At 61.9% G+C, this 25,389-nt stretch carries 21 protein-coding genes; 3 read left to right on the top strand and 18 right to left on the bottom strand.

The genetic code is table 11. The features are described 5' to 3' along the window. Window position 1: 1 nt before the first annotated feature. Genes DESPR_RS03295 through recN form a run of 5 tightly spaced genes read right to left on the bottom strand, consistent with a single transcriptional unit; the run spans window position 2 to window position 5,666 of the window. Window positions 2-751, bottom strand: coding sequence for a YebC/PmpR family DNA-binding transcriptional regulator (locus DESPR_RS03295; RefSeq protein WP_015723394.1), 750 nt, complete (start codon window positions 749-751; stop codon window positions 2-4). Window positions 752-799: 48 nt separating this feature from the next. Next, entirely contained in the window at window positions 800-1,402 is a 603-nt protein-coding gene (locus tag DESPR_RS03290) for an SAM-dependent methyltransferase (protein ID WP_015723393.1), read from the bottom strand. Further along, complete coding sequence (locus tag DESPR_RS03285; protein WP_015723392.1) at window positions 1,402-2,928, bottom strand: CCA tRNA nucleotidyltransferase; 1,527 nt, start codon at window positions 2,926-2,928, stop codon at window positions 1,402-1,404. Before DESPR_RS03285 ends, DESPR_RS03290 begins: the two co-directional genes overlap by 1 nt. A 3-nt stretch (window positions 2,929-2,931) precedes the next feature. Next, window positions 2,932-3,975, bottom strand: coding sequence for a thiamine biosynthesis protein (locus DESPR_RS03280; protein ID WP_015723391.1), 1,044 nt, complete (start codon window positions 3,973-3,975; stop codon window positions 2,932-2,934). After that, window positions 3,972-5,666, bottom strand: coding sequence for a DNA repair protein RecN (gene recN / locus DESPR_RS03275; RefSeq protein ID WP_043769609.1), 1,695 nt, complete (start codon window positions 5,664-5,666; stop codon window positions 3,972-3,974). The genes DESPR_RS03280 and recN overlap by 4 nt, the downstream gene beginning before the upstream one ends. 120 nt (window positions 5,667-5,786) lie before the next feature. On the opposite strand from recN, the gene DESPR_RS03270 reads away from it, so the two are divergent. Further along, window positions 5,787-6,296 carry a metal-dependent transcriptional regulator gene (locus DESPR_RS03270; RefSeq protein WP_015723389.1) on the top strand — a complete coding sequence of 170 codons (510 nt, stop codon included), beginning with the start codon at window positions 5,787-5,789 and terminating at the stop codon, window positions 6,294-6,296. Window positions 6,297-6,424: 128 nt separating this feature from the next. After that, a complete protein-coding gene (gspF, locus tag DESPR_RS03265) occupies window positions 6,425-7,648 on the top strand; it encodes a type II secretion system inner membrane protein GspF (protein WP_015723388.1) in 1,224 nt (407 codons plus the stop codon). Here the strand turns inward: gspF and gspE are convergent. The 13 genes from gspE to DESPR_RS03200 form a co-directional block, all read right to left on the bottom strand. After that, window positions 7,641-9,332, bottom strand: a complete 1,692-nt coding sequence (gene gspE, locus DESPR_RS03260) for a type II secretion system ATPase GspE (RefSeq protein ID WP_015723387.1) — start codon at window positions 9,330-9,332, stop codon at window positions 7,641-7,643. The genes gspF and gspE overlap by 8 nt on opposite strands. 59 nt (window positions 9,333-9,391) lie before the next feature. Beyond that, on the bottom strand, window positions 9,392-11,644 hold the full coding sequence (gspD, locus tag DESPR_RS03255; protein ID WP_052302047.1) for a type II secretion system secretin GspD: 2,253 nt from the start codon (window positions 11,642-11,644) through the stop codon (window positions 9,392-9,394). A gap of 91 nt (window positions 11,645-11,735) precedes the next feature. Further along, entirely contained in the window at window positions 11,736-12,545 is an 810-nt protein-coding gene (locus DESPR_RS03250; protein WP_015723385.1) for a type II secretion system protein N, read from the bottom strand. A 4-nt stretch (window positions 12,546-12,549) separates the two neighbouring features. Beyond that, window positions 12,550-13,485, bottom strand: a complete 936-nt coding sequence (gspN, locus tag DESPR_RS03245) for a type II secretion system protein GspN (RefSeq protein ID WP_015723384.1) — start codon at window positions 13,483-13,485, stop codon at window positions 12,550-12,552. A 15-nt stretch (window positions 13,486-13,500) separates the two neighbouring features. Next, the gene (gspM, locus tag DESPR_RS03240; RefSeq protein ID WP_015723383.1) at window positions 13,501-14,046 is read right to left on the bottom strand and encodes a type II secretion system protein GspM; all 546 of its coding nucleotides are present in this window, start codon (window positions 14,044-14,046) and stop codon (window positions 13,501-13,503) included. Further along, window positions 14,043-15,548, bottom strand: a complete 1,506-nt coding sequence (gene gspL / locus DESPR_RS03235) for a type II secretion system protein GspL (RefSeq protein ID WP_015723382.1) — start codon at window positions 15,546-15,548, stop codon at window positions 14,043-14,045. The genes gspM and gspL overlap by 4 nt, the downstream gene beginning before the upstream one ends. A 60-nt stretch (window positions 15,549-15,608) precedes the next feature. Then, window positions 15,609-16,592: a type II secretion system minor pseudopilin GspK gene (gene gspK / locus DESPR_RS17010; RefSeq protein ID WP_015723381.1), complete on the bottom strand. Its 984-nt coding sequence runs from the start codon at window positions 16,590-16,592 to the stop codon at window positions 15,609-15,611. Next, window positions 16,582-17,256 carry a PulJ/GspJ family protein gene (locus DESPR_RS03225; RefSeq protein ID WP_015723380.1) on the bottom strand — a complete coding sequence of 225 codons (675 nt, stop codon included), beginning with the start codon at window positions 17,254-17,256 and terminating at the stop codon, window positions 16,582-16,584. The genes gspK and DESPR_RS03225 overlap by 11 nt, the downstream gene beginning before the upstream one ends. After that, complete coding sequence (locus DESPR_RS17710) at window positions 17,253-17,798, bottom strand: type IV pilus modification PilV family protein (RefSeq protein WP_015723379.1); 546 nt, start codon at window positions 17,796-17,798, stop codon at window positions 17,253-17,255. The genes DESPR_RS03225 and DESPR_RS17710 overlap by 4 nt, the downstream gene beginning before the upstream one ends. After that, window positions 17,764-18,294: a pilus assembly FimT family protein gene (locus tag DESPR_RS03215; RefSeq protein ID WP_015723378.1), complete on the bottom strand. Its 531-nt coding sequence runs from the start codon at window positions 18,292-18,294 to the stop codon at window positions 17,764-17,766. Before DESPR_RS03215 ends, DESPR_RS17710 begins: the two co-directional genes overlap by 35 nt. A gap of 26 nt (window positions 18,295-18,320) precedes the next feature. Continuing rightward, complete coding sequence (gspG, locus tag DESPR_RS03210; protein ID WP_015723377.1) at window positions 18,321-18,785, bottom strand: type II secretion system major pseudopilin GspG; 465 nt, start codon at window positions 18,783-18,785, stop codon at window positions 18,321-18,323. A 68-nt stretch (window positions 18,786-18,853) separates the two neighbouring features. Further along, window positions 18,854-21,241 carry a delta-60 repeat domain-containing protein gene (locus DESPR_RS03205; RefSeq protein WP_015723376.1) on the bottom strand — a complete coding sequence of 796 codons (2,388 nt, stop codon included), beginning with the start codon at window positions 21,239-21,241 and terminating at the stop codon, window positions 18,854-18,856. A 260-nt stretch (window positions 21,242-21,501) separates the two neighbouring features. Beyond that, complete coding sequence (locus DESPR_RS03200) at window positions 21,502-22,305, bottom strand: enoyl-CoA hydratase-related protein (protein ID WP_015723375.1); 804 nt, start codon at window positions 22,303-22,305, stop codon at window positions 21,502-21,504. Window positions 22,306-22,820: 515 nt separating this feature from the next. Between DESPR_RS03200 and hsdR the strand changes: the two genes are divergently transcribed. Beyond that, on the top strand, window positions 22,821-25,181 hold the full coding sequence (gene hsdR / locus DESPR_RS03195; RefSeq protein WP_015723374.1) for an EcoAI/FtnUII family type I restriction enzme subunit R: 2,361 nt from the start codon (window positions 22,821-22,823) through the stop codon (window positions 25,179-25,181). Window positions 25,182-25,389: the final 208 nt, after the last annotated feature.

The raw sequence follows: 25,389 nt of genomic DNA, 5'->3' as shown, positions 1-25,389 counted from the left end.
ATCAGGACAGCTGATCCATCAGTTCGTCGGTGATATCGAAGTTGGCATGCACCTTTTGCACGTCGTCGTGGTCCTCAAGATTGTCCAGCAACCGCAGCAAGGAACGGGCCGCCTTCTCCTCGGTCACCTCGATGGTGTTCTTGGGAACCATGGACAGGGTTGCCTCGGCAAACTTGATCTTGCCCTTTTCCAACTGGTCGACCACATCGTTGAAGGACTCGGGCGCGGTAATGATCTGGAAGCTGTCCTCCTCCTCGACCACGTCCTCGGCTCCAGCCTCCAGGGCCACGTCCATCAACTGCTCCTCGTTGACGCCAGCCTTGTCAACCGAGATGGTGCCCTTCTTGTCAAACATCCAGGCCACACAGCCCGATTCGCCGAGGTTGCCGCCGCTCTTGGCGAAAAAATGCCGGATATCGGCAACTGTACGGTTCTTGTTGTCGGTCATGGTCTCCACCAGAACCGCGACACCGCCCGGACCGTATCCCTCGTAGAGGATTTCCTCGTAGACCGCGCCGCCAAGATCACCAGTTCCCTTCTTGATCGCCCGATCGATGTTTTCCTTGGGCATGTTTTCGCTTTTGGCGACCGTGATCGCGCTGCGCAGCCGCGGATTTCCCTCGGGATCGCCTCCGCCCATCTTGGCGGCAATGGTGATTTCCTTGATCAGTTTGGTGAATATCTTGCCCCGCTTGGCGTCATTGGCCCCTTTCTTGCGTTTGATCGTGCTCCATTTCGAATGTCCTGACACGGTCCGACTCCTTTAATCAAATTATAACATCGTGTTTTTCTACTCTAATTATCGTGTCCGCCGAAATCCTCGACCCAGCACGAACACTTCCCGGCTTTCCAGGCGTGAACTTTTGGGTTTCATCACCTTGACAGTGGCAAACAACGGTTTGCATTCCTGGAGAAACGCAGGAAAATCTTCACCTTGGAAGACCTTGCAATAAAGGGTGCCGTTTTCATGCAGGAAAAGCACGGACAACTCGAGAACGCGCCGTGCCAGCAGCAGTGATTGCTGGTGATCGGCATACTGACTGCCCGTGGTTCGCGGCGCCATGTCGCTCAGCACCACATGGAAGCCCGGCCAGTGCTGTTTGAGATAATCGACGAATTCCTCAGAAAACACATCATAACAGAGCCAATGGATTTCGGCATGGGGTTTTTGCGTCAGGATTTCGGTCCGCTGGAGGTCAGCGGCCACCACCGTCCCCTTCTCGCCGACGATGCCGGCCGTGTACAGGCTCCAGCTTCCGGGATGGCAGCCGAGATCCAGCACCCGTTGGCCGCCTTTCAAGAATTTGTATTTCAGCTGCGCCTCTTCCAGCTTATAGACCGAGCGGGCCGGATAGTTGTCTTTCTTCGCCTTTTTGAAATAATAGTCCTGCTCTTTGCGCATCAGCTCTTCCCTCTGTCCTGTGCCGCCCGGGCCAATGGACCGGCAGCCATTTCCCTGGCCAACTGCAGGGCCTCGTCCGTATCGGTCAACCGACCCTCCATCCGCGCCTCTTCCACCGCACCGAGGATCCGTTTGAACATCGGCCCGGGCCGCAGCCCCAGACCTTCGATCAGATCCCGGCCCGTGAGCAGCGGCGGCGCTGTCTGCACCGGCTCGACATGCTCGACTCGAACCTGTTCCAGCCGGCGATACAGCCCGGCTAATTCCGCTTCCATGCCCTCGATCCGCTCCTCGCCCTGGCCGGCAAGGCTGTCGGCCAGGGCGAGGAGAAAAAGACCGGGCAGATCCGTGCCGGCCTTGCGGACCATCCGGATCGAGGCCCGCAGGGTCAGCTTGCCGTCACGAGCCACGTTGGCCAAATGAAAGGGGTGCATGTGGCCCTCGATCAAATGGGCGACCCGCTCCCGGTCCTCGCCGCTCCAGCGCAAGCGAAGGGCCACTTCCCGGAAAAGCTCCGCCCCCACCCGATCATGATTGTAAAAGGTGATGCGATCCCCCTTGTCCGCCCGCACCGCATGGGTTGCCGGCTTGCCCAGGTCATGCAGCAAGGCCGCCCACCGCAGCCGCCGGCACTGCTGCGGCGACCGGAGATAGGTCATCAGCCGCTCGCCTCCTTCGGCGAGCCACTGTTCCGGGGCTTGCAGAATCTGCTCCATCCACCGCAGCGTTTCCAGATTATGCTGCCAGACATCAAGGTGATGGCTTCTGGGCTGCTCCATGCCGATTCCGGCCTTCAGCTCGGGAAGGATCTCCCACAACAGGCCGATGTCGGCCATCTGGACAAAAACGGCATGGCTGTTGTCCGTGGCCATGATCAGATCCAACTCATGGGCCACCCGCTCCGGCGCCGACAGGGCCAAGAGGGCGCGCTGGCGGCGGATCAACTCCAGGGTGCCGGCTTCGACGGCAAAACCGAGGGTGGCGGCGAAACGAAAAACCCGCAGCAGCCGCAGCGGATCGCTGGTGAAACTCTCCCTGCTGGCCACACGAATCAGGCCTTGCTCCAGGTCATCGCGACCGCCGGTGGGATCCAGCAGCGGCACCTCCGAGGGGCCATCGGCCTCCGGAAGGCGCAGCAACGGATCGAGCCGGATGGCCATGGCGTTGACGGTCAGATCGCGGCGGACCAACTCCTCGGCAATCGTCCGGGCCCCTTGACGGAACGAGGCAAAATCGACGATTCGCTTCCGGCTGACCACCCGTGCCGCATCCTCGTCCCGCCCCAGCGCCACATAGGTTCCACCGGTCAGGACGGCCAGCTTGCCGGCCCAAATGCGCGCGCCGCTGTCCACGGCGAGGTCGATATCCTGGGGCACGCTGCCACGCAGCAGATCACGTACCACCCCGCCGGCCAGATAGAGCTCGCCGCCCATTTGCCGAGAAAGATCGGCCAGATGCCTCCGTAGCCAATGGGGTAGGAGAGCAAACACCGCCTCCTTGTCCACATGCCCTGCCGTGGTCCGCATGGTTCAGATCCGCCACGATTGGAGGTCGGCATCATTCGCCCAAGGACCAAACCGGCCACGAACGATTTCTTCCCCCATGTCAATCATCACGTCCGCCTCCGCGGGTCCATCCGGGATTTTTTTGCCGTACCGGACCACGATGCCGGCCAGCCGGCGGATCAGTTCCTCCTGGCCGCCAGCGGTCACTTGGTGCCGGCCATGGCGCAAAATCCCCACCGGCCCTGGCCGGGTGGTCATGCGCACCAGCCAATCATCCGGGCTGCGCAGAGCTTCAAGGCGGTTATTATCGCGTTCATCGCGGCCAACGATGAACCATAGGTTCTCGTCGAGTTTGAACTGGCGGCCAACGACCAGCAACCGTACATCGTCCACCGCCCGCTGTTCGCCAAAGGAGAAGAGTCCGTGGTAAAAATGCTTGATGCGCGCGGCCAGGTTGGGGTCGGTAAGCATGCAGCCTCCCGCCGGCGTCGGGTAGTCGGTGATCCCCAGTTGGGCGGCCAGCTGTTTCTGCTGGCGTCTTCCCCGGCCGGAAAAATCGAACAGCCGCTCCCTGTCCACCCATCCTTCCAGTTCCGCCTGGGTAGGCTCCATCAATTTGGCGGACAAAGGGCGCAACAACAGGCCACCGCAGCCGGAATCGCGCTCAATGACCCGCAGGGTATCGCGCCGCTGCGACATCGGCCGCTGCCCCAGAACCTCACCGGTGATCAAAAAGGAGGCGCCGTAAACGCCCATCAGCTCGCGGGCGCGGCGCAGCATCAAAATCTTGCAGTCAATGCAGGGGTTGAAATGCTTGCCAAACCCGTGGGCCGGATTTTCCAGCAACCGCAGATAGCCCTCGCTGATATCGACCACCTGGACATCCAGACCGTATTGTTCCCGCATGGCACGGGCATAGGCCTCCTGCTGGCCAAGAAGGTCGTGATCAAAAAAGGGGGTGACGAATTTCAGGGCCACCACCCGTATGCCCTGATCGGCCACCACCCGGCAGGCGAGGATCGAATCCAACCCGCCGGAAAACAGCCCCAACGCCAGACGCTTGCTCATGCCGATCTTCTCGCACTCCGCCGCTCAATCAGTTCGCCGGCAAAGGCCAGGGTCTGGGCGGTGGGATGTTCGCCGCCGAGCATCCGCGCCAATTCACCGATGCGTTCCTCCTTGGCGAGCAGGTTGATCACCGTGCGGGTGCGGCCATTCTCCACCTGCTTTTCCACCTTGAAATGGAGATCGGCCCAGGCGGCGATCTGCGGCAGGTGGGTGATGCACAACACCTGATGGTGCCCCGCCAATTCGCCGATCTTTTCCGCCACCGACTCGGCGGCCTGGCCGCCGATGCCGGCATCGACCTCGTCGAAAATAACCGTGTCCACCTGGTCGCGCCGGGCCAGCAGACATTTCATCGCCAGCATCAACCGCGACAATTCGCCGCCGGAAACGATCTTGGCCAGCGGCTTGGGCGGCTCGCCGGGGTTGGCGGAAAAGAGGAATTCCACGTTGTCCCTGCCGGTGCTGTGGATGCCGTCCATACCCAACCCGCCCGGCGCGGTGATGGCCACCCGGAAGACCGCCTGGGGAAAACTGAGCGAGGCCAGCTCCCGTTCCATGCCGGCCTCCAGTTTCTTGGCCGCTTCCCGGCGGGCCTGGGTCAACTCGGTGGCCCGGAGCAGGGCCTCGGTGGAAATCTCCTCCAGCCGCAGTTCCGCCTGGACGATCTCCTCGTCAAGGCTCTCCAGCAGGGCAAGCCGCGTTTCGGCCCGCTCGGCAAAGGCGATCACCTCCTCAAGGGTGGGCCCGTATTTGCGCTGCAGTTGCTTGAGTTCCGCCAGCCGACCGGAGATCTGCTCCAGCCGCGCCGGTTCCACGGGGATTTGGTCGAGGTATTTCTCCAGGGCCGCCGCCAGATCCTCCAGTTCGAAACCGGCGGACCCCATCCGCTCGGCCAGCGGCGCCAGCGCGGGATCAAGGGTTGCAGCCTGCTCCAAATTCTTGCGGCCTTCGACCAGGGCATCGGTGACCCGCCCGGACAGCAGCCGGCTGCTGTCGCCGATCAGCCGCAACAGGGCATCCGAGGCCTTCAACTGCTCCCGTTCCCGCCGCAGCTGCTCGTCCTCTCCCGCCAGCGGCTTGCACTTGCGGATCTCCTCAAGCTGAAAACGGAGAAAATCGCGCTGCTGTTCCTTGTCCTGCTCCTTTTCCTGCAACTGCCGCAATTCGGACGAAGCCTGTTGCCAGCGTTGAAACAGCCGCCAAAACTGCTGCCGCAGCCCTCGCAGTTCGCCGTAGGCATCGAGGTAGTCGAGATGATTGCGGCTGTTGAGCAGCTGCTGGTGGTCGTGCTGGCTGGCGATGTTGATTAATCCGGCGGTCAGCTCGCCGGCCAGGCGGGTGGTGACCGGCTGATCGTTGACATAGACCTTGGATCGTCCTTCGCGGGTGAGGATACGGCGAACGATACAGGTGGTCCCCTCCTTGAGCGCCTGCTCGCTGAGCAGGGTATTGAGCTCGGCATGATCCGGCCGGATGGCAAAGATGGCCTCGATCCCCGCCTGGTCACAGTCGCTGCGCACCCAGGAGGCTGTTCCCCGGCCGCCGGTCAGCAGATTGATCGCCTGGAGGATGATCGACTTGCCGGCTCCGGTCTCGCCGGTGAGCACGATCAAACCGGTTTTCTGTGCCGAGAGATCCAAATGAAGCGCGTCGATCAGGGCCAGATTATGTACTCGAAGTTCCTGCAACATGGTTCTTTCATGGCAAAAAGGGCGAGAGAACACAGACGACATTCTCCTTGACGCCTAAGGGGTAAAAATGTATCGTATTGAAGATACATGCAAAATTCAACAGTCCGGAGGAACGGGACAATGGAACCGCAACAACTCAGCGCCAGCCTTGAGGACTATATCGAGGCCATTTATCATATCATCAGCGAAAAACAGGTCGCCAGGGGAAAAGACATTTCCGCCCGGCTGTCCGTGAGTGGCGCGTCGGTCACCGAGGCCCTGCGGGCCCTGTCCAAAAAAGGATTGATCAACTACGCACCCTACGAGGTGATCACGCTGACCGACGATGGACGGGTGATTGCCGAGGATGTTATCCGCCGGCACAATTCGCTCAAACAATTTTTCACCAATGTCCTGGCCATCGACGAACCCCTGGCCGAGGAAGGCGCCTGCAAGATCGAACACACCGCTCCGCCGCAAATCATCAACCGGATGGTCGAGTTCATCAAGTTTCTCGACATCTGTCCACGCGGGGGCAAGGATCTGATCAGCGGTTTTGCCAACTACTGCCGGGAAGGGCGCACCCCGGAAAGCTGCGCTTCCTGTATCCTGCACTGCATGGACAATACAACCGAATCCAGCACGAAATAGGCCATGGCCCTTGACGATGTTTCGCGTCCCTCCTGAGGGCGCCCACTTGATCGCCTATATTAAACACACCACCCGGTCGGCGCAATGGATACTCCGGTGCGCCGCCTCCTTTCCCCCTTCTGACCGCCATGCCCGTCTATGAATTCACGGCCCTGACGACCAGCGGCAAAAAACTCAAGGGCGTCATCGAGGCGGATTCGTTGACCGTTGCCCGGCAACGGATTCGCAATCAGGGCAACTATCCGGTGGAGATCAGGGAAACCACCGCGAAAACAGCGGGCTCCAGACTCCCGCTGCTCTCGCGGCAGCTGGGGCAAAGCATCAGGCAGCAGGAAATCCACATCGCCACCCGGCAATTGGCCACCCTGCTCGGGGCGGGCATTCCCCTGGTGCCTGCGCTCAGCGGCCTGATCGAGCAGACCACCAATCGTTCGCTGAAAACCGTGCTCGCCCAAATCAAGGATGCGGTGAACGAGGGCAATGCCCTGACCTCGGCCCTGGCGGAACACCCGCGCCTGTTCTCCAAAATCTATATCAACATGGTCCGTGCCGGCGAGGCCTCCGGCTCGCTCGACGTGGTCCTTGACCGGCTGGCGGAATTCGGCGAGAACCAGCATGCCATCCGCAGCCGGGTCAAGGCCGCCCTGCTCTACCCGATCTTCATGGCCGTGGTCGGCGTGGTGGTGCTGTTTCTGCTCATCACCTTCATCGTGCCGAGCATCACCTCGGTTTTTGAAGGCACCCAGCAAGCCCTGCCCCTGCCGACCCTTGTGCTCATCGGCCTGAGCACGGTGCTCAAGCAGTTCTGGTGGGCGCTGCTGTTCGCGGTCGGCGGCATCATCGCCGCTGTGCGCTGGTACATCGCCACCCCCGATGGCAGGCGGCGCTGGGACACCCTCAAGCTGACCCTGCCGGGCGTGCGCGACCTGAGCATCAAAACCGCCTCGGCCCGTTTCAGCCGCACCCTCGCCAGCCTGCTCCTGTCCGGCGTTCCTTTGATCACGGCCCTGCAGATCGTCAGAAACATCGTCGACAACGTCGTCCTGGCCGAACAGATCAACGAAGCCTGCGACGAACTGGAGAAAGGGGCGAGCCTGTCCCAGTTTTTCAAGGGGGGTAAATGGTTTCCGCCCATGCTGGTGCAGATGATGGCCGTGGGGGAACAGAGCGGCACCCTGGACACCATGCTGGCCAAGGCGGCGGACAGCTACGAGAAGGAGGTGGAGGCCAAGATTCTGGCCCTGACCTCGATGATCGAGCCGGTGATGATCCTCTCCATGGGCGTGGCGGTCAGCTTTATCGTGGTGTCGATCCTCCTGCCCATCTTCGAAATGAACCAGCTGATCAGGTGACGCGGAAGACCTCCTCCAAGGTGGTCAGCCCGGCCAGCACCTTGCGCAGGCCATCCTGCCGCAGGGTCATCATGCCGGTCGCCAAGGAGCTGAGCGCCTGCTTTTTGATCTGCCCTGCGTCCGAGGTGGTGAGGATCAGGCTTTTCATCGCCGGGGTCAGGCTCATCAGCTCAAAAATTCCGATCCTTCCCTTGTAGCCGGTTTGCAGGCATTGGGCGCAACCGGCTCCCCGATAGAGCTTTTTCCCCGCGAACTTGATCGGCGACAGCCCGACCCGCTCCAAGTAGGCGTTGGACGGGACATATTCTTCCCGGCAGTAGGGGCAGATCTTACGCACCAGCCGCTGAGCCATGATGGCATTGACCGCCGAGGAGACCAGGAACGGCTCCACCCCCATGTCGATCAGCCGGGTGATGGCGCTGGCCGCGTCGTTGGTGTGCAGGGTGGAAAACACCAAGTGGCCGGTGAGGGCTGATTGAATGGCGATCTCGGCGGTCTCGATATCGCGGATCTCGCCCACCAGGATCACATCCGGGTCCTGGCGGACAATGGTGCGCAAGCCGCTGGCAAAGGTCAGTCCGATCTTGGTGTTGACCTGCATCTGGCTGATGCCGTTCATCTGGTACTCGATCGGATCCTCGACGGTGATGATGTTGATGTCCGGGCTGTTGAGGATGCCCAGGGCGGAGTAGAGGGTGGTGGTCTTGCCGCTGCCGGTGGGGCCGGTCACCAGGATGATGCCGTGCGGGGCCTTGATCAGCCGCAGAAAATGGTTGAGATCCTCTTTTGACAGACCCAGCTCCTCCAGCGGCACCAGCGAGCTCGATTTGTCGAGCAGTCGCATCACCACCCGTTCACCAAAAGAAGTCGGCAAGGTTGAAACCCGGATATCGATATTCCGGTCGGCGATGCGGATCTCGATCCGCCCGTCCTGCGGCAGCCGTTTTTCGGCGATATCCATCTTGGCCATGATCTTGATGCGGGAAATCAGCTTGCTCTGCACATGACGAGGCGGCGAGTACATGTCATAGAGGATACCGTCGACCCGTTTGCGGATCTTGACCCGGTCCTTGTACGATTCGATATGGATATCGCTGGCGTTATCGCGCACCGCCTGGGAAAGGACCAGGTTGACCAGCTTGATCACCGGGGCGTCGCTGGTGTCGTCGAGCAGGTCGGCGGTTTCCTCGATCTCGGAAAGAATGGACTCCGGGTCGCTCTCGTCCATGTCCTGCATCACCCGGTCAGCCACGTCTTGACGGGCGGTGTCGTAGGCGGCGTTGATGGCGACGAAGATTTCGTTCATCGGCGCCAGCACGGTCCGCATGCCCTCCCATTGCAGCAGCCGCTGCAGGTCGTCGACCTGTTGGAAATAAAACGGTTCGGCCAGGGCGATGTACGATGCCTCAGGGGTGGCTACCGGGATCATCTTGAATTTTTTCAAAAAACCGATGGGTACCCGTTGAACGAAAAAGGGGTCGGGGTCAGCGGGCAGGGTGTAGACCACCTCCAGGCCGCATTGCAGGCTGCGGGCGCTGAGCAGGTCGTCCTCGGTGATCTTGCGCAGGCCGATGAGGAGCTCACCGATGCGGCCCCCCTTTTCCCGCTGCACCGCCAAGGCCGCCTCGATGCTTTCCGCCGTCACCCCGAAGGTTTCCTGAAGGATTTCACCGAGGAGACGCATGGTCGGCACCTCTCCTGCCCGAATCGTGTGTGCGCATCGTCACGCTCCCCTCTTGAACCTCAGATTCCCTTGCCCCCAGATTGTAGACGTTTGAGCGCCGTCTTGGCCGCCGCCTTCAACGGGTCTTCCCCCGCGGATTGGGCCTGTTCTCCGGGAGGAGGCGGCAGGGCCAGCACCTTGCGGTAGAGGGACTCGGCCTCGGCCATTTTCCCCTCCCGCTCGCATACCACCGCCAGATTGAACAGGGCCGCGCCGTTGTTCGCATCGACCTTCAAGGCCTGGGTGAAATACTCCCGTGCCCGCAGCAGTTCATTCTGTTGCAGTTTGGCGAATCCGATGTCCGACAGGGCCACGCTCTGCGCCGGGTCGGAGGTGGGATGGAAAAATTGGTCGGCGATATCGCCGGGCTGTTTGTGCACCGCTTCCATCGTCGCCCGCTTCTTCTGATAGAGATCGGCAATCTCGGCGGGATTTTCGACGATATGGGGGGTGATGAAAATGTAGAGATTGGTTTTCTCCTGGCTGTTGCTGCGCGATTTGAACATCCAGCCCAACACCGGGATGTCGCCGAGCACGGGCACCTTGTATTCGCCGCTGGTGGTGTCCTGACCGATCATGCCGCCGATAACCACCGTCTGTTCATTGTGGACCACCACCGTGGTCTCCGCTGTTCGCGTGAAGGTGGAGGGGGTGTCGGTGGCCTCCGTGTTCTTGAGCTTGATCACCTCGACCCCGATTTCCAGCCGCACCACCTCCGCCTGATTGACCTGGGGGGTGATGGTCAGACTGGTGGCCACATCCTTGTATTCGTAGTTGGTATAATCCTGCTCGGCATCGGTGGTGTTTTTACTGGTGATGTAGGGAACATTCTCGCCAACCTTGATCGAGGCCTTCTTGTTGTCGGTGGTCAGAATCTGAGGGGTGGCGATCACATTGACATCGTCATCGCTCTTGTAGGCGTTGACCACCGCCCCGAGATTGGGAAAGACCACATCGCCGATCTTGATGCCTTCCTCGAGGACGCCCAGGGTGAACCCCGCCGGCAGGGAACCGGGACTGGTGGTCATCTGCTTCAGCATGTTGTAGGGCGACGAGGCATTGCCGCTGAACCCGCCGACCACGGAACCGTCGGCATTGGCCCACTGCACGCCGATGCTGAAATCCTTGCTCACCTTCACCTCCATGATCAGGGCTTCCAGATAGACCATCCGCCGGGGAATATCGAGCTTCTTGATCACCCCTTCCACCACCTCGTATTCCTCGCGGGGACCGGTGATGATCAGGGCATTGGTTTCCTTGTCGGCCACCACCTTGACCTCCTTGGAAATAGCCGGCGCCGACGGGGCGCTGCTGGCCTTGCCGCCGCCCGTCTCGGTGCTTCTGCTCCCCGATTTGTCGTCCGGCAGATTCATCAGCACCTTGACCAGTTCCTCAGCATTGGCGTGCTGGAGGTAGATCACCCGCAGATTGCCCTCCTGGCGGGGCACGTCCTCGTCGAGCCGGGCCACCAGGTTGCGGATCCGCTGCGCCGAGGTCTTGGAGGCAAAGACGATCAGGGCGTTGTTCCGTTCAAAGGGAATGATCCGCACCTGCTCCTGCCGCATCCCTTTCTGCGCCGGACCAGCGGCAAACAACTGGCCGACCGCCTTGGACACGCTTTCCGCCGAGGCGTGGCGCAGGGGAATGATGAGCATTTCCTCGCTGTCCGAGGGCACGTCGACAGCCCGGATGATGTCCAGCAGGCGGGCGATGTTCGAATAGAAATCGGTGAGGATGATCAGCCCCGAATGGGCATGGGCGATCAGCACGCTGGTCTTCGACATCAGGGGCGTGAGCAGATTCTTCACTTCCTCGGCGTTGACGTATTTGAGGGAAATGATCTGGGTGACCACCTTGTCCTCGCCCGCGGACAACTCGCCCTCGCGCACCGTGGCGATATTCTTTGAACGCGCCTGCACCGAAGGCACGATCTTGATCACCGAGCCGCTCGGCACCGCGGCAAAGCCATGGACCTCGAGCACCGATTCGAACACCCGGTAGGCATCCTCCTCGGAAATCCGGGTGGGAGAGATGATGGTCACCTTGCCCTTCACTTCCCGGTCAACGATGAAGTTTTTCTGCGTCAGCTCGCTGATATATTTAATGAACAGATTGATGTCGACATCGTTGAAATCGATGGTGACAAAGCGCTGCGCGCCGCCGCTTTGCTGGACGGCTTTCGGACTGGCGGCGCCGAGTGGCTCGATGACCAGCAACACGAGCAGCAGAACAAGCACGGGAATGACGTTGCGGGCAACAATGGAGGTTCTCATAAGCATTCACATAGCGGTAGAGCGGCTGGTGGTATCCATACCGCTGTTGGTCGTTCCCTTCCGGCTTCGGCCTGATCCAGCCATTGCCCCGTCACCTGGCCGGCTGTTCGGTCTCGGGTTCCGTTTCCTGAGGTTCCCCTCCCGGTCGCTCGTCATCGGGCAGGAGCTGCTCCTCGCTGTCGGCCGGAAGCGCATCGGGCTGTTCCTCACCGGGCACACCGTTGTCCTCATTCTTGGCCGCCGGCGGCACTGGAGCGGGATTGCGGAAGCTGATGCGCCTGCGCGGCATGGCTTCCGGCACCCGTTGCTCCATGGTGTCGGGTGGGGGTGCCTCCATGGCCGGTGTCGGCGGCGTCATCTCCGCGCCGGGAATCGCGTCGCGCCCGCCACCGCCGCCCCCGTCATCACTTCCGGGATCCTTGATGGTCAGGACCTCCTCCCGGCCTCGAACCTGGAGTACCACCTTGCCTCTGGTGATCCGGACAATCTCCGCCCCTTGCAGCTGACTGCCCACCTGGTAGAGGTCTTCCAGCTGTGTTTTTTCATCGCGGATAATGGCTCGGGCATCGTCCTTGCCGCCGGTCACCGTGCCCAGGAGCGCCAACTGGAGCTTGGTTTCCGCCAGCCCTTCCAGCTCGGCCTGCTCCTGATCGCCTTCGAGGTCCTCGCCGGTATCCAGCGCGGCCTTGAAAATATTTCTGCTCACGATAACCTGATGATCGTTGTCGGCCGTTGCCGTCTCCTGTTGCGCCTCCTGCGGCTCGACAGGAGCGGCGGCAACCACCTTCTTTTCCGGAGGCATGCTGTCTTCTAGGCGCTTTTCCACCCGTCCGTACCAGTACTGGACCGCGGCATAGACAAGCAAGGTAATGAGCACCAACCGCACAAGAATGGAAACCACGGCGTTATCGCAACTCCTTTTCCAGGGTTTGAACCAGCAGGGAAAACTCCTCGAAATGGATACCCGGATCGGCCAGCTCGCCGGAAAGCCGAAACGGCAGGGGGGCGTCCTGGAGCTTGGCGCGAAAGGCCTGGAGCGCAATGCCGCTCTTCACCCCTTTAAAAAACCCGGCCTCCGGCTGCAAGCTGCCCCGGATGGCCAGCTGGGCGGCGGCGAGGTCCTCGTTCAGCTCGAGCGTCCCCGAAAAGCGGCATCGAAACAATCCCGACTCCGCCGTTCCCTCCTGGACATGCACCCGAGCCCCGTCGCCGCGCACGGTCATGGACAGAGCCGAGAAGGGCAGCACCCCATGGGAGAGAATCGGTCGTTTCAATGCCATCTGCCCGTTTTCGATCCGCACCCGCGCCTCCACTTGGCCGATTTGCCCTGTGTTCGCAGCAACCGTGCCGGTAAACGATGCCCCCAGCATCCCCTTCACGTCCCGACCCAGCCGGAGCGCCAGCAACGGCCAATCGGCCAATTGCAGCTCGCGGACCGTTCCTTGCAAGACAAGCTGCTCCAGACCGCCATCCGCGCGGATGGAACCGTCCACCCTGCCCTTGCCGATCCGCATTCCGTACCCGAGCCGTGGCGCTCGCGCTGTGAGCGAAGCCATCCACTCCGGCCACAGGACCAGTGAATCGACGCGGATCAGGGGCGTCCTCTCCCCTTCCTTGCCGTATCCCTCGATCGCCTCCATCGTCAGACGCAGGGGCGCGTGCAGGGTCACGGACCCCACCCGCCACTGGAGGGTGGGAGAAGAGCTGTTCAGGTATCCCGCCAACAGCCGCTGGATGGCTTCCCGGGGGAAGAGCAGCCACAGCAGCAACGCCGCGGCCAGCAGCACGTAGAGCAGATACCCGAAACCGCGCAGCAACCAACCTTGCGTGCATCTGGCCATCAAACGCCCCGGCTCCTACGGGGTGGCGGCCGCCTCGGCCGCCTGATCGACACTGACCATAGACAGGGTCGCGTCGAGCATTGTTTTTTCCTGGGCATTTTCCTGGATGGTCAATTTGTCCACGCCCACCAGGTGCTGCGGTGATTCGGACTTCTCAAGAAAGGCCAAGAGCTTTTTCAAGGGCACGGCCTGCAGCTTCATCTCGACCATGCTCACCCTGAAGGAAGCGCTCCCTTGGGTTTCCGACGGTTTCATATAGGCGATGTGCTCCTTGACCTCGCACGCATCGGCATTGTTTTCGAGAAAGGAAAACAGGCTGAACCCCTCTTCCCGCTGGGCCAGCAGTTCGTCCACCGAGCCCGAGTGCCGATTGAGCTGCTGATACTGCTCCCGCAGGCTGCGCATCTCCACCACGGCCTTTTCCCGCGCGGCCAACCGCTTGGTCAGCCGCGCCCGGTTGTCGATCAGCGGAAATACCAAAAACTGGACCACGACAAAAACGAGCAGCGCCGCCCCGCCGACGATGACCGCAATCCTCTCCCGCTTGTTCAGCCGCATCATATCCCTTGGAGCTCCATCTGGACTTCAAAACGGATCGCGCCGTCCTTTTTGTCCTTGTCCGCGGTGGCCGAGACGATTTGCACCGCTTTGTAGCGGGGGGACGCGGACAGCGTGCTCTTGATGGTTTCAACCGAATTAAAGGTATCGGTGACCCCCTTGATCGCTACCGATTGCCGGTCAAGGGAAAGGCGGTTGACCCGCACGACAAGCGTCTCCGGGATGCGGCGGGAAATATCGGCCAGCAGTTCAAGGGCCCGCTGTTCAGTGACCACTGTCGGGGCAGGGGCGCCCGAGCCCGTCAAGGATTTCATCCGCGCCTGCATTTCGACGTAGGGGTTGCGGATTTTGGTCACCTCGGGAAACGTGCTTTTGAAGATGGCGGTCATTTCATCGGCCAACACCTGGTCCCGCTGTTTGAGTCGCTGATAATCGTATCCCGCCGCGACCAGGATTGCCGCCACCAGGACAGCGGCGGCGGCCGCCGCCATGACCAGCTGTTTGTTCCTCGACCGTACGCCGCCCTTTTTCGCCAAGGCGTCCTTGCGGAAATTGATCCCCGTCTTTTTGCTCCCTTGCAGAGCCACGGACAGGGCCCGATCGGCGTGCCACCCTTGCCACTGACTGCGTTGCTCCTCGCTGTGGACGATATTCGTCCGCGACAGCAGGTCGATGGTTTCCACCGGCAGACGGAGGCATGCGGTGAGCATGTCGGCCATCACCGGCATGCCGGCCAGCGGTCCGGTCAGCACCACCCGTTCCGGGGCATCCTTGATGCCGCTCTCCATCCGGAAATAATCCAAACTGCGTTCGATCGACCGGCTGAACAGCCGAATGCACTCTTCGGCCGCGGCCATGTCGCTCACCGCCACCTCGCCGTGGGCAAACGAAAAGGGCGGATGGAGAATCATCGCCTCCGGGTAGGCGAGCCTCCGGTAAAAAACCGGCGCGCTGTCCACGACCAGGGTCATGGTGCTGGAATGCATGTCGGCGTGGATCAGAAGGAAATTTGTGTGTTCACGATAGGCGCCAGCCACCTGCATGGCCAGGGGCACCATCGCCGGCATGATCTTGTCCGGATCGATGCGGTCATTCAATTCGCCCAAAAAGGTGCCAAGGGAGGCCTTTTCCATCGCAAAGGCGACGATCAGGCTGCGCTCCTCGCTCCGTTTGCTCACGCAAAAGTCGGAAACAAGCGTGTCCAGCGGGGCAATCAGCTGTTCTTCCAGCTCAAAGGGCAACGCCTGTGTTATCTTTTTGACATCCCTGAACGGCAGGCTCAGGTTGCGGACGCTGAACAGGGAGAGCGGCAGGCCGCACACGCAGATCCCTTCCCGCCATTCCAGCTGCTCGCACAGCTGGCGCACGACCGGAACGATGGCGCCATCCTCGGACAGCGGCAGACTGAGGGCATTGACCAGGATCGGAGCCCGGCGCTGTTGGTCCAGCACCACCCCGGTCACCTGACAATCGCTTATATCAATCCCCAGTATTTTCAAGCCCATGAACCTCATCTCCACCCATCATCCCGCCGCCGGTGACCGCAAGCGCCCGGGTGCCGACATTTATTCCACCTTCCACAGCAGAAGCCGCTGTCCCTGATCGGAACGGAGCAGGACACCGGTCCCGGTTCGGCTGTACTGGTGCAGGCTGGCACGGACCGTGATCGAAAAATACCTGCCGACAACCGTCAGCAGCTCGCCGCCCAAGTCGATCGAGGCGGGAAATCCCCCCACCTGCCGGTACCAGTCGGCGGTTGCCAGCGTTTCCTCGTTTTTTCGATTCTCCCGATAATCAATCAATTCCTGTGCCAGTTCCCGGGTCATCTCCGAGGACAGGGCCTGAAGCACCGGCAGCGGAGCAGCGTTCAGGTTGATCTTGCCGTCCCCGCCCAGCACCGTGACATAGGGCAGGAGCCCCTCATGCTCGGCGTCGCCGTAGAGGATGACCGGAGTCATGCCCTTGACCAGCAGCAGTTCCTCCGGGGTGCTTATGGGACCGTTGCGGCAGGCCAAGGGGGTTGCCAGGCCCTGATAATAGGCAGACTCGGCCCCCTTGGGCCGCTCATCGTCGTCCTCGTCGATCCAGTCGCCGATGGCGTCGAGCAGCGCCTCGGCCTCATCCCTTTCCTTGACGGCGAACCTGCCGGAAAGAAGAAAGCGGAGCCACACCGCGCGATAGGCCTCGTTGGTGGTGTCAGCCAGGACATTCACCTGCAGCCGGCCGGAGAGATCGCTCACGGTGATGACGAGTTGCATGTCGTCGGTGAGGCTTTTCAGCCGATCCGGGTCAAAGGCCGCCCACGCATCGTGCGGCGAATCAAAGGTGTTGTCCTGCTGATCGGCAAGCAAGGCGGCCCTGGCCAGGTTCAGTCCGCCCAAGACCATGGCGTCCAGCCGCACCTGCTCGCGTTGGGAACTCGACGCGGTCAGCTGCCGGTCAACGGTGATCATCAGCTGCACGGTCATGGCCACCAGAAAGCTGACGATGAGCAGGGTCAGGACCAGGGCCATGCCCGACTGATTGGCCACGATCGGATCAGTCCGCACGTGGCACCTCCGCAGGAAGCAGGATCCTGGTGCTGAAGGTCTGCACGGTTTCCTTGTCCCGGTCGAGCCAAAATTCCAGAATGCAATGGACGGCAGCGGGCAGCTCCATGGTTGTGTCCAGATCGTTGGCCTCGGTTTCCCGCTGCCAGCTGTCAAATTCCTGACCCTGGCGATCAAAAAAGGTAAACTGCACCGACCGCAGGTTATCGGCGAGGAGAAAAACAGGTTCCGCACGTTCGTCTCCGTCCTTGGCCGAACCGGGCGCAAGAAGCACATCCGAGCGCAACAGTTGCAGGTTGCGGCCATCGTCGGCGTCCGGTTGCAGGCGGTAGGCGATGATCGCCACCCCTGGCTGCTGTTTTTCCGGGTTGAATACAAGGTGCGCCTGGGAAGAAAAGGTCAGTTGATCGGCCCGGCGTCCGTCGATCTCCTTGTTTTCGCCGACGAACATCCCTTCCTGGACCGCAACGGCGCTGCCGAGGTCCGCGGTGATGCGCCGCAGGGCCGTTTGCGCCTGAAAGAAAACTTCTTCTTCCCGTTCGGTGGCCTCGACCACCTGGAGCGACGAGGAAAGGGACAACGAGAGCATGGCCACCACGACGCCCAGCACGGACATGGCCAGCAGCACCTCCAGCAGGGTGAACCCATGGTTGCGTCCGCTCACTGTGCGGTCTCCAAAGCAGGAGGTTTTTGCGCCCCTGGTGGCCCTTCCGCTTTCCGCTCCCCTTCCGGTTTCTTGCCCGCGTCCCCTTGGACGCCCGCCTCCGGCTGTTTCATGACCATGCTGCGCACGGTGTAGACCAGACGGGAATCCTGCTCGACGCCGACCGTCAGTTCCAGCATTTTCAGCAGGTCGCCAGCTCCCTTGATCCCGGTGTCGCTCTCCGAGAGGTCGGACACCGTCACTTTCCAGAAAAACTGCGGATAGTCCTCGCCGAAGGTTCCTTGACCGGCGGCCAGCTGGTCATACTCCTGCTGCATGAGGTCGGTCATTTTCCACTGGGCCAACAGCGAGGCCAGGGTGTCGAATTTCGCCCCGGTCGCCAGGGAAACGCTCTGCGATTGCGCACCGATCAGGGTCACCAGGGCAATGGCGATCACCGCCACCGCGATCATCACCTCGAGCAGGGTAAAGCCCCCGCTCCGCCCCTTGCCCCCCTCAGGCAGGCGGTCAGCGGGAAAAGGTGTCGGTCTCCGGAACCACATGGCCGTCAATAACGCGGACCTTGCCGAGAAAGGGGGAAAGCACCACCGACATTTCCTGGCCGTTTTCCTTGCGCAGATAGAGGATCGTCGGTTCGACATACCCTTCCTTGCTGAAACGAATGACCCGATCCTCTCCGGAGCGGGCCCCGCCATACCAAAACCAGAACTCGCCGACCCGCACCGATTCGGCCAGGAGCAACGCCGCCTCCGTCGTATCGTCCCCGGCCAGCGTCGTCTCCGCTTTTGCCTCGGGGACGACCACAAAACGGTGCTCATTTTCGAAATACTTGAGCAGATGGGGTTTCTGATCGCGTTGCGCCAGTGTCGAGGCCTGGTGGATCAGACCCACCAGCTTGCGCACGTTCACCTTCAGCTGATCGGCATACAACAGATCGGCCAGCCGCGGCACGGTAAACGAGGCGGTCAGGGCGATCAAGGCCATGACCACGATCAGTTCGAGCAGGGTAAACCCTCGGTTGTTCGGCGGATGACCCACTGGACGGTCAAAGGGGCGGACAACAGCTATTCCAATTCCCAGTTGTTGATGTCCTCGTCCTTGCCCTCGCCGCCGGCTTGTCCATCCGGACCGTAGGAGCTCAGATCAAAATCGCCGTGCAACCCCGGAGAGATATACACAAACTCGTTGTCCCACGGATCCTTGGGCACCTTGCCCTTGTCCAGATATCCCCCTGCCCGCCACCGCTTGGCCAGCACCCCGACCGTCGGCGGCTCGACCAGGGCGACCAGGCCCTGCTCCGTGGTGGGGTACTGCCCATTGTCGATCTTGTACAGTTTCAGGGCCTGTTCGATGGACTGGATCTGGACTCCGGCCTTGGTGCGCCGCGCCTCCTCCGGCCGATCCATGATCCGCGGGACAATGAGTCCGGCCAGGATGCCCAGGATCACCATGACTACCATCAGTTCGATCAGGGTGAATCCGTGGGAGGTGCTGAGAAGATGGGCCATGCGTGTACGTCGTGCAGTCATTGTTCACTCTCGAATACGTTGAAGATCATAGGCTTGTGGTTCCCGATTGCCTCCGCCCCCAGACCGCCTTATCCGCGCCGACGCGGCCACGGTATCGCCCAAGCCGCGATCGCCGTCAAGGCGACCGCCGCGCAGGAGGCTCCAGCCAGTCCGATCTGCAAGGCCAGCCAGGAAAAACCGATCACCGGCAGCAGCAGCAAGCGGACAACCTGGCGCAACGGCGCGTTGTCGGCAATAGCATCCGCCAGGGGCGGCGAAAAGGTATAATAGAGATCGACCAGCCAGGTGCCGACCGGGTGGCCGAGCAGACAGGCATCGCGAAAATCGCGCAGGATGGACACGCAGGGATGCAGCAGGCTGCCAAAGGAGGCGGTGGCGATAAAACAGGCATCCGCGGTCCGGATACTGATCTGGTTGCCGTAGTACACGGCGCCCCCGGCGGTCAGAGCATAGGCCCGGATGTAATAGACCGTGCCGGGCCGGAGATGTTCGAGCAACACGCTGAACGCACCTTTTCCGGCACCGTTGTCGGTGCGTCCGGCCTCGACCCCCTGCTCGCCGACCGACTTGGTGCCGCCAAGGAAGGCGGATTCGGCCGCCACGGCGTCGGCGGCGAAAAATGCCTCGAGTTGCCGCAGCATGCCGCCCGGAACCAGGGAGGTCGGCCCCGCGCTCGCTTCGTTTTTGTAGACCGGCCCCTGCTTGCGGCTGAACACCACCCCTCGGCGGACCACCTCGTGGGCAAACGATTCGCCGATTTCCCCTCCGGTAGCCACGGTGGTGCGGGTGATGTCGGCAGTCAGCGAGGTGGTGATATGGCTGCTCCGATGGCCCGGTTGATCGGTGATCCGGTCGATCAGGTCGGCGGCGACAAACCGTGCGGCCACGATGGAACTCGCCTCGCGGCCTTCGGCCGTGCCCACGACGATCACATCGCCCTCCGCGTCCGTGGTGAGCGCAAAACCGAGTGACTCGCCCTCGCTGAAGGCGGTGGTGACTGTCCGCGCCGCGAGCACGGTCGCATTTTTGTCGCGCGGCGTCGCTTCGGAATCGGCGGCCCAGGCAGAGGGGAGAAAAAAGCCCTCCAGATGCCTGCCGATTCGCGCCAGGCCCGCCTCGGCGCCCCGGTCCCTGCCGGAAAAATCAGCGGGCGCCAGCCAGGCCGTGGGCGGGGCAACGGCCGTATCCGACATCTGCAACGGCTGGATACGAACCTCGCTGTTCCATACCTGGAGCCGCCTGATCTGCACCTTGCTCTGGCCGTTTACCCGGACCTCCTGAATCGGCGCGGCATCCGCCGGGGACGGGTCGCCGGCGGCTTGTCCGGCTCCGGCGGCGGCATCGGCGATCGAACCGTCGGCCAGATAGGAGATCAGCAAAAATTGACGGGCCCCGGCATGGACGGCGAACCCGCTTGCTGCCACTCCGGCCGGGCCCACGCTCACGTCGTAGAGGACATCGTCCTCGGCGGTGACGGCCGAGACAACCGCCCCGTTCCGCCCGAACGATCCCTCCGCCTGGCCATCGGGCGTGAAGCGGAAGAGGGCCGCGTCACGCCGGCCCGGATTGCCGACCGCGCCGGCCAGATAGAGCAGGCCGTCGCCGTCTTCGCTGATACCGTATCCTTCGCTGGCGGCAAAGGCCGGAGAAACCGTGGCGATCCCCTTGCTGCCAAAGGTCGTCTCCAGCAGGCCGTTGGCGCGCAGACCGACCAGCATGGCGGCGCTCCCCTGTTTGTCCACATACGACCCCGAGATGACCAGGGATCCATCCCGGCGTTCGACAAGGCCCTCGGCGTTGGCATCCTCTCCGACCCCGATCAGGCTCACTCCCTGCTCGCCGAAGGAACTGTCCAACACGCCCGCCGAGGTATAGCGGGCGGCCACCAGAATCCGGCCGACCGTGCCTTCGGAGGAGCCGACAACGGTGATGTTGTCGTTCTGATCGACCACCAGGGCGGTTATCTCCTCGTTGCCGTTGCCGATGGAGGTCAGCACCGCGCCCTCGACGCCGAAGGTCGGATCCAGGGAACCGTCGCGGCGATAACAGGCCACGGCAAAATCGCGATCCGTGCCGTTGTGGCTGTAGCCCCCCGCCACGATGCGGCCGTCGGCCAGCAGCCCCAGGGCCAGGGCTTCGTCGTCGCCGGGGACGAGGGAGGTGACCGCCGAACCTTCGCCGTTGAAGGTCGGGTCCAGGGAACCGTCGGGATTGAACCGGAGCAGGGCGAAATTCATGGCTGTTCCCTTGGCGCCCGACGTGGAACCAGCCACCACGATCTTGCCGTCCGGCTGGACAAGGACCGCATGGCCGCTGTTCTTGACGCCCAACTCCACCGCCACCCGGCCGTCGAGGCCAAAGGTATCGTCCAGTTGAAACGCGGCCCACACCTCTTTCCCGGCAAAACCCGCGCACAGCACCCACAGTCCTATCAACACGGAATATCGAGAATACATCGCCACGCTCCGGAAAAAGATCGAGAGACCTCTTGGTGTAAAAGCAAATCGGCCTGGGAGGAAAGTTTACTGCAATGCCAACAAAAAAGTCCATCCTTGAATAGGATCGCGCACGTTTTTTCCTGTTGGTCGTCGATCCCATGCGCCCGGCGGGTTGACGCAAAAAACCCTGGCTCCGGATGTCCGAAGCCAGGGTCCGAGCCAACCGCAAGCACCCTGCCCTGCTCACGGCAACGGCGATGCCGTCGCGCCGCCCCTGGTTACTTGCCCTGAAAGAGCGGTTTGCGCTTCTCAAACATGGCGTTCAGCGCCTCCATGTGGTCGTCGGTGAAGTGGCACAGGGACTGATAGGCCGCGGCCTGCAGCATGCTCTGCTCCAGGGTGGACTGGGGGCCAAGGCGGAGCAGCTTCTTGGTGAGGCGCACCGCCTGGGGCGGCCGGCCGGCGATCTTGGCCGCGATGTTCCGGGATTTCGCCAGCAGTTCCTCATGGTCGACCACGTGGTTGATCAACCCCAGGTCCAGGGCGGCGTCGGCGTCGATGGTCTCGGCGGTGAAAATCAGTTCGCTGGCCTTGGCCATGCCGATCACCCGGGGCAGGGTGAAGGCGCTGCCGTCGCCGGGAATCAATCCCACATTCAAGAAGGTTTCGCCAAAGGTGGCCTTGCGCGAGGCGACGCGGATGTCGCACATCAGCGCCAGGCCGCAGCCCGCGCCGACAGCGGAACCGTTGATGGCCGCGATGGTCGGAATCTCCACGTTGTAGACGCTCAGCAGCACTTCCTGGAGATTTTTCCGGTACTGTTCCACGATCTCCGCCGGAGTGCCGGCAAACATGCCCTTGCGCTCCTTCATGTCCTTGACGTTGCCACCGGAAGAAAAGGCGGGGTCGACCGCGGTGAGGATGAGCACCCGGATGTCCAGGTGGGAGTTCACCTGGTCGCACGCCGATTTAATCTCGGCGATCATGTCGGGATGGGTGATGGCGTTACGAATGTCGGCCCGATTCAGGGTCAGCGTGGCGATTCCCTCGTCTACCTCAAACAAAATCTCCTTGTATTCCATGTTGCTCTCCCTATGATGAACTGGTTTGATTGCCCAAAGGATTTCGGACAACCACCTGAACCCCGATCCGGGGATACGAGCACGCACTCGTTCCGCGATTGCGGAACCTGACGATGACTGAGGCAGGAGGGATCATGGCCCCCGTGGCGGACGCGGCCATTGCAGTGACCCTGCTAGCCCGGCGATCTGTATGAAAAAATCCTTTAACGGGTAGTGGATGACAACAGGGCTGTCAAGCCTTTTCGCGCACTCCGTGCCGTGAGCAGGGAGCAACAACCGCGCGGGAATGGTTCGGCACGGGATTTTTCCCTTGAACAAGGCGAGGGACCGTGCGGGTTGCGCGGCCAGCTGGAACCGCCCGGCCGGAGCCGAAGGAGTGGTGGAGGTGGATTTCGCCCTCCATTCAGCGAATCTTTTGACTTTCCACCTCGTTCCGTATAGGGTCGGAACACAGAAAAATCGACAGGTTAGCCTGGTGCGGAGTTGCCTGCCGCACCCCATCCCCAAGGCAGCTCATGAACAAGAAATCGCTGAGCGAAGCGGACATCCGCAGCAAATTCATCACTCCGGCCCTCGTCCAAGGCGGCAAGTGGCACCTGATGACCCAGATCCGCGAGGAGTATTTCATCACCAAGGGACGGGTGACGGTGCGCGGCAAGGTGGTCAAGCGCGGGGATGGCAGGAAGGTCGATTACCTGCTCTTCTACAAACCCGGTATCCCCATCGCGGTGATCGAGGCCAAGGACAACAATCACAGCCTGGGCGACGGCATGCAGCAGGCCCTGGACTACGCCGAGATCCTCGATGTGCCCTTTGCCTACAGTTCCAACGGCGACGCCTTCCTCGAACACGACCGCACCGGAGGCGCCTTGCAGATCGAGCGGGAAATCCCCCTGGACCGGTTCCCCAGCCCCGCCGAACTCTGGAGCCGCTTCCGCGCCGCCAAGGGCTACGATGCGGCCCAAAATGCCGTCACCACCCAGGACTATTACGACGACGGTTCCGGCAAGACGCCGCGCTACTACCAGCTGATCGCCATCAACCGCACCATCGACGCCATTGCCCGGGGCGAGAACCGCATCCTCCTGGTCATGGCCACCGGCACCGGCAAGACCTATACCGCCTTCCAGATCATCTGGCGGCTGTGGAAGTCGGGCGCAAAAAAGCGCATCCTCTTCCTGGTCGATCGCAACATCCTCGCCGACCAGACCAAGAACAACGATTTCAAACCGTTCGGCGCGGCGATGACCAAGATCACCAACCGCACCGCCGACAAGGCCTTTGAAATCTACCTCGCCCTCTACCAGGCGGTCAGCGGCACCGAGGAAGAACAGAACATCTACAAGCAGTTCTCGCCCGCGTTCTTCGACCTGGTCGTGGTCGACGAGTGCCACCGGGGCAGCGCCGCCGAGGACGCGGCCTGGCGCAAGATCCTCGAATATTTCCATGCCGCCACCCAGATCGGCCTCACCGCCACCCCCAAGGAAACCCGCGAGGTCAGCAACATCGACTATTTCGGCCAGCCGATCTCCACCTACTCGCTGCGCCAGGGCATTGCCGACGGCTTCCTCGCCCCCTACAAGGTGATCCGTATCGGCATCGACAAAGACCTCGACGGCTGGCGGCCGGAGATCGGCAAGACCGACAAGCACGGCCAGGTGATCGAGGATCGCGAGTACAACGAACTCGACTTTGATCGCACCCTCATCCTGGAGCGGCGCACCGCCCTGGTGGCGGCCAAGATCAGCGAATTCCTCAAGGCCACCGACCGGTTCCACAAAACCATCGTCTTCTGCGAGAACATCGGCCACGCCGAGCGCATGCGCCAGGCCCTGGTCAACGCCAACCCCGATCTTGCCGCCGCCAACGCCAAATACGTGATGCGCATCACCGGCGACAACGACGAGGGCAAGGCGCAACTCGACAACTTCATCGACCCGGAATCCACCTATCCGGTCATCGCCACCACCTCGCAGCTGATGTCCACCGGGGTGGATGCCCAGACCTGCCACTTGATCGTGCTCGACAAACGGATCAACTCCATGACCGAGTTCAAGCAGATCATCGGCCGCGGCACCCGCATCAACGAGGACTACGGCAAGCTCTACTTCACCATCATGGACTTCAAGCGGGCCACCGCCCTGTTTGCCGATCCCGCTTTCGACGGCGAACCGGTGCAGATCTACGAACCCGGCCCCGACGATCCACCCCTGCCGCCGGAAGAGATGCCCACCGGAGGTGAAAACCTGCCGCCCCATCCCACGACCGGCGAGCCGCCTGGTGCCTGGGACGACCCGCCCGCAGGCAAACCCACCATCTACGTGGTCGACGATGTTGAGGTCCGCGTCGCCACCGAACGGGTCCAGTATCTCGATGGCGACGGCCGCCTGATCACCGAATCCCTGCGCGACTACTCGCGCAGGACCGTGAGCCAAACCTACGCCACCCTCGACGCATTCCTCACCGCCTGGAACGCGGCCGAACGCAAGCAGGCGGTGGTCGAGGAACTGGCCGCTCGCGGCGTCTTCCTTGACGAACTGGCCGAACAGATCGGCCCCGGCTACGATGCCTTCGACCTGATCTGCCATGTGGCCTTTGACCGTCCGCCGCGTACCCGCCGCCAGCGCGTGGCCCAGGTGCGCGGCCGCGATGTCTTCGGCCGCTACGGCGAACAGGCCCGCGCCGTGCTCGAAGCCCTGCTCGACAAGTACGCCGATGCCGGGCTCAGGAGTTTCGAGTCGTTCGACATCCTCAAGGTCGACCCGCTTTCCAGCTTTGGCACGCCGATGGAGATCATCAAGCTCTTTGGCGGGAAACCCGATTACATCAAAGCCCTCCACCACCTGGAGGCCGAACTTTACCTGGAAGAAGCCTGAACAGAAAAACGGTCGTCGTCATTTCGCGGGCAGGGCCCGCTCCTACAACCACCGGCCGCCGGTGCACCCCGTAGGAGCGGGCCCTGCCCGCGATAAGAATCTGCCCCAGCGGGTAGGAGCGGGCCACGCCCGCGAACAAGATGCCACGTGAAGCTCTATCGATTTAACCCCCCAATACATCCCGATACACTCTCCTCAACCACCGTTC

The sequence above is a fragment of the Desulfobulbus propionicus DSM 2032 genome (genome assembly GCF_000186885.1).
Classification (GTDB): Bacteria; Desulfobacterota; Desulfobulbia; order Desulfobulbales; family Desulfobulbaceae; genus Desulfobulbus; species Desulfobulbus propionicus.
This window is presented reverse-complemented; position numbering and strand designations above follow the sequence as displayed.

Coding starts and splice junctions, on each gene's coding strand:
- DESPR_RS03290 (WP_015723393.1), bottom strand. CDS start 1,402: ATGCGCAAAGAGCAGGACTATTATTTCAAAAAGGCGAAGAAAGACAAC.
- DESPR_RS03285 (WP_015723392.1), bottom strand. CDS start 2,928: ATGCGGACCACGGCAGGGCATGTGGACAAGGAGGCGGTGTTTGCTCTC.
- DESPR_RS03280 (WP_015723391.1), bottom strand. CDS start 3,975: ATGAGCAAGCGTCTGGCGTTGGGGCTGTTTTCCGGCGGGTTGGATTCG.
- recN (WP_043769609.1), bottom strand. CDS start 5,666: ATGTTGCAGGAACTTCGAGTACATAATCTGGCCCTGATCGACGCGCTT.
- DESPR_RS03270 (WP_015723389.1), top strand. CDS start 5,787: ATGGAACCGCAACAACTCAGCGCCAGCCTTGAGGACTATATCGAGGCC.
- gspF (WP_015723388.1), top strand. CDS start 6,425: ATGCCCGTCTATGAATTCACGGCCCTGACGACCAGCGGCAAAAAACTC.
- gspE (WP_015723387.1), bottom strand. CDS start 9,332: ATGCGTCTCCTCGGTGAAATCCTTCAGGAAACCTTCGGGGTGACGGCG.
- gspD (WP_052302047.1), bottom strand. CDS start 11,644: ATGAGAACCTCCATTGTTGCCCGCAACGTCATTCCCGTGCTTGTTCTG.
- gspN (WP_015723384.1), bottom strand. CDS start 13,485: ATGGCCAGATGCACGCAAGGTTGGTTGCTGCGCGGTTTCGGGTATCTG.
- gspM (WP_015723383.1), bottom strand. CDS start 14,046: ATGATGCGGCTGAACAAGCGGGAGAGGATTGCGGTCATCGTCGGCGGG.
- gspL (WP_015723382.1), bottom strand. CDS start 15,548: ATGGGCTTGAAAATACTGGGGATTGATATAAGCGATTGTCAGGTGACC.
- DESPR_RS17710 (WP_015723379.1), bottom strand. CDS start 17,798: ATGTGGTTCCGGAGACCGACACCTTTTCCCGCTGACCGCCTGCCTGAG.
- gspG (WP_015723377.1), bottom strand. CDS start 18,785: ATGACTGCACGACGTACACGCATGGCCCATCTTCTCAGCACCTCCCAC.
- DESPR_RS03205 (WP_015723376.1), bottom strand. CDS start 21,241: ATGTATTCTCGATATTCCGTGTTGATAGGACTGTGGGTGCTGTGCGCG.
- DESPR_RS03200 (WP_015723375.1), bottom strand. CDS start 22,305: ATGGAATACAAGGAGATTTTGTTTGAGGTAGACGAGGGAATCGCCACG.
- hsdR (WP_015723374.1), top strand. CDS start 22,821: ATGAACAAGAAATCGCTGAGCGAAGCGGACATCCGCAGCAAATTCATC.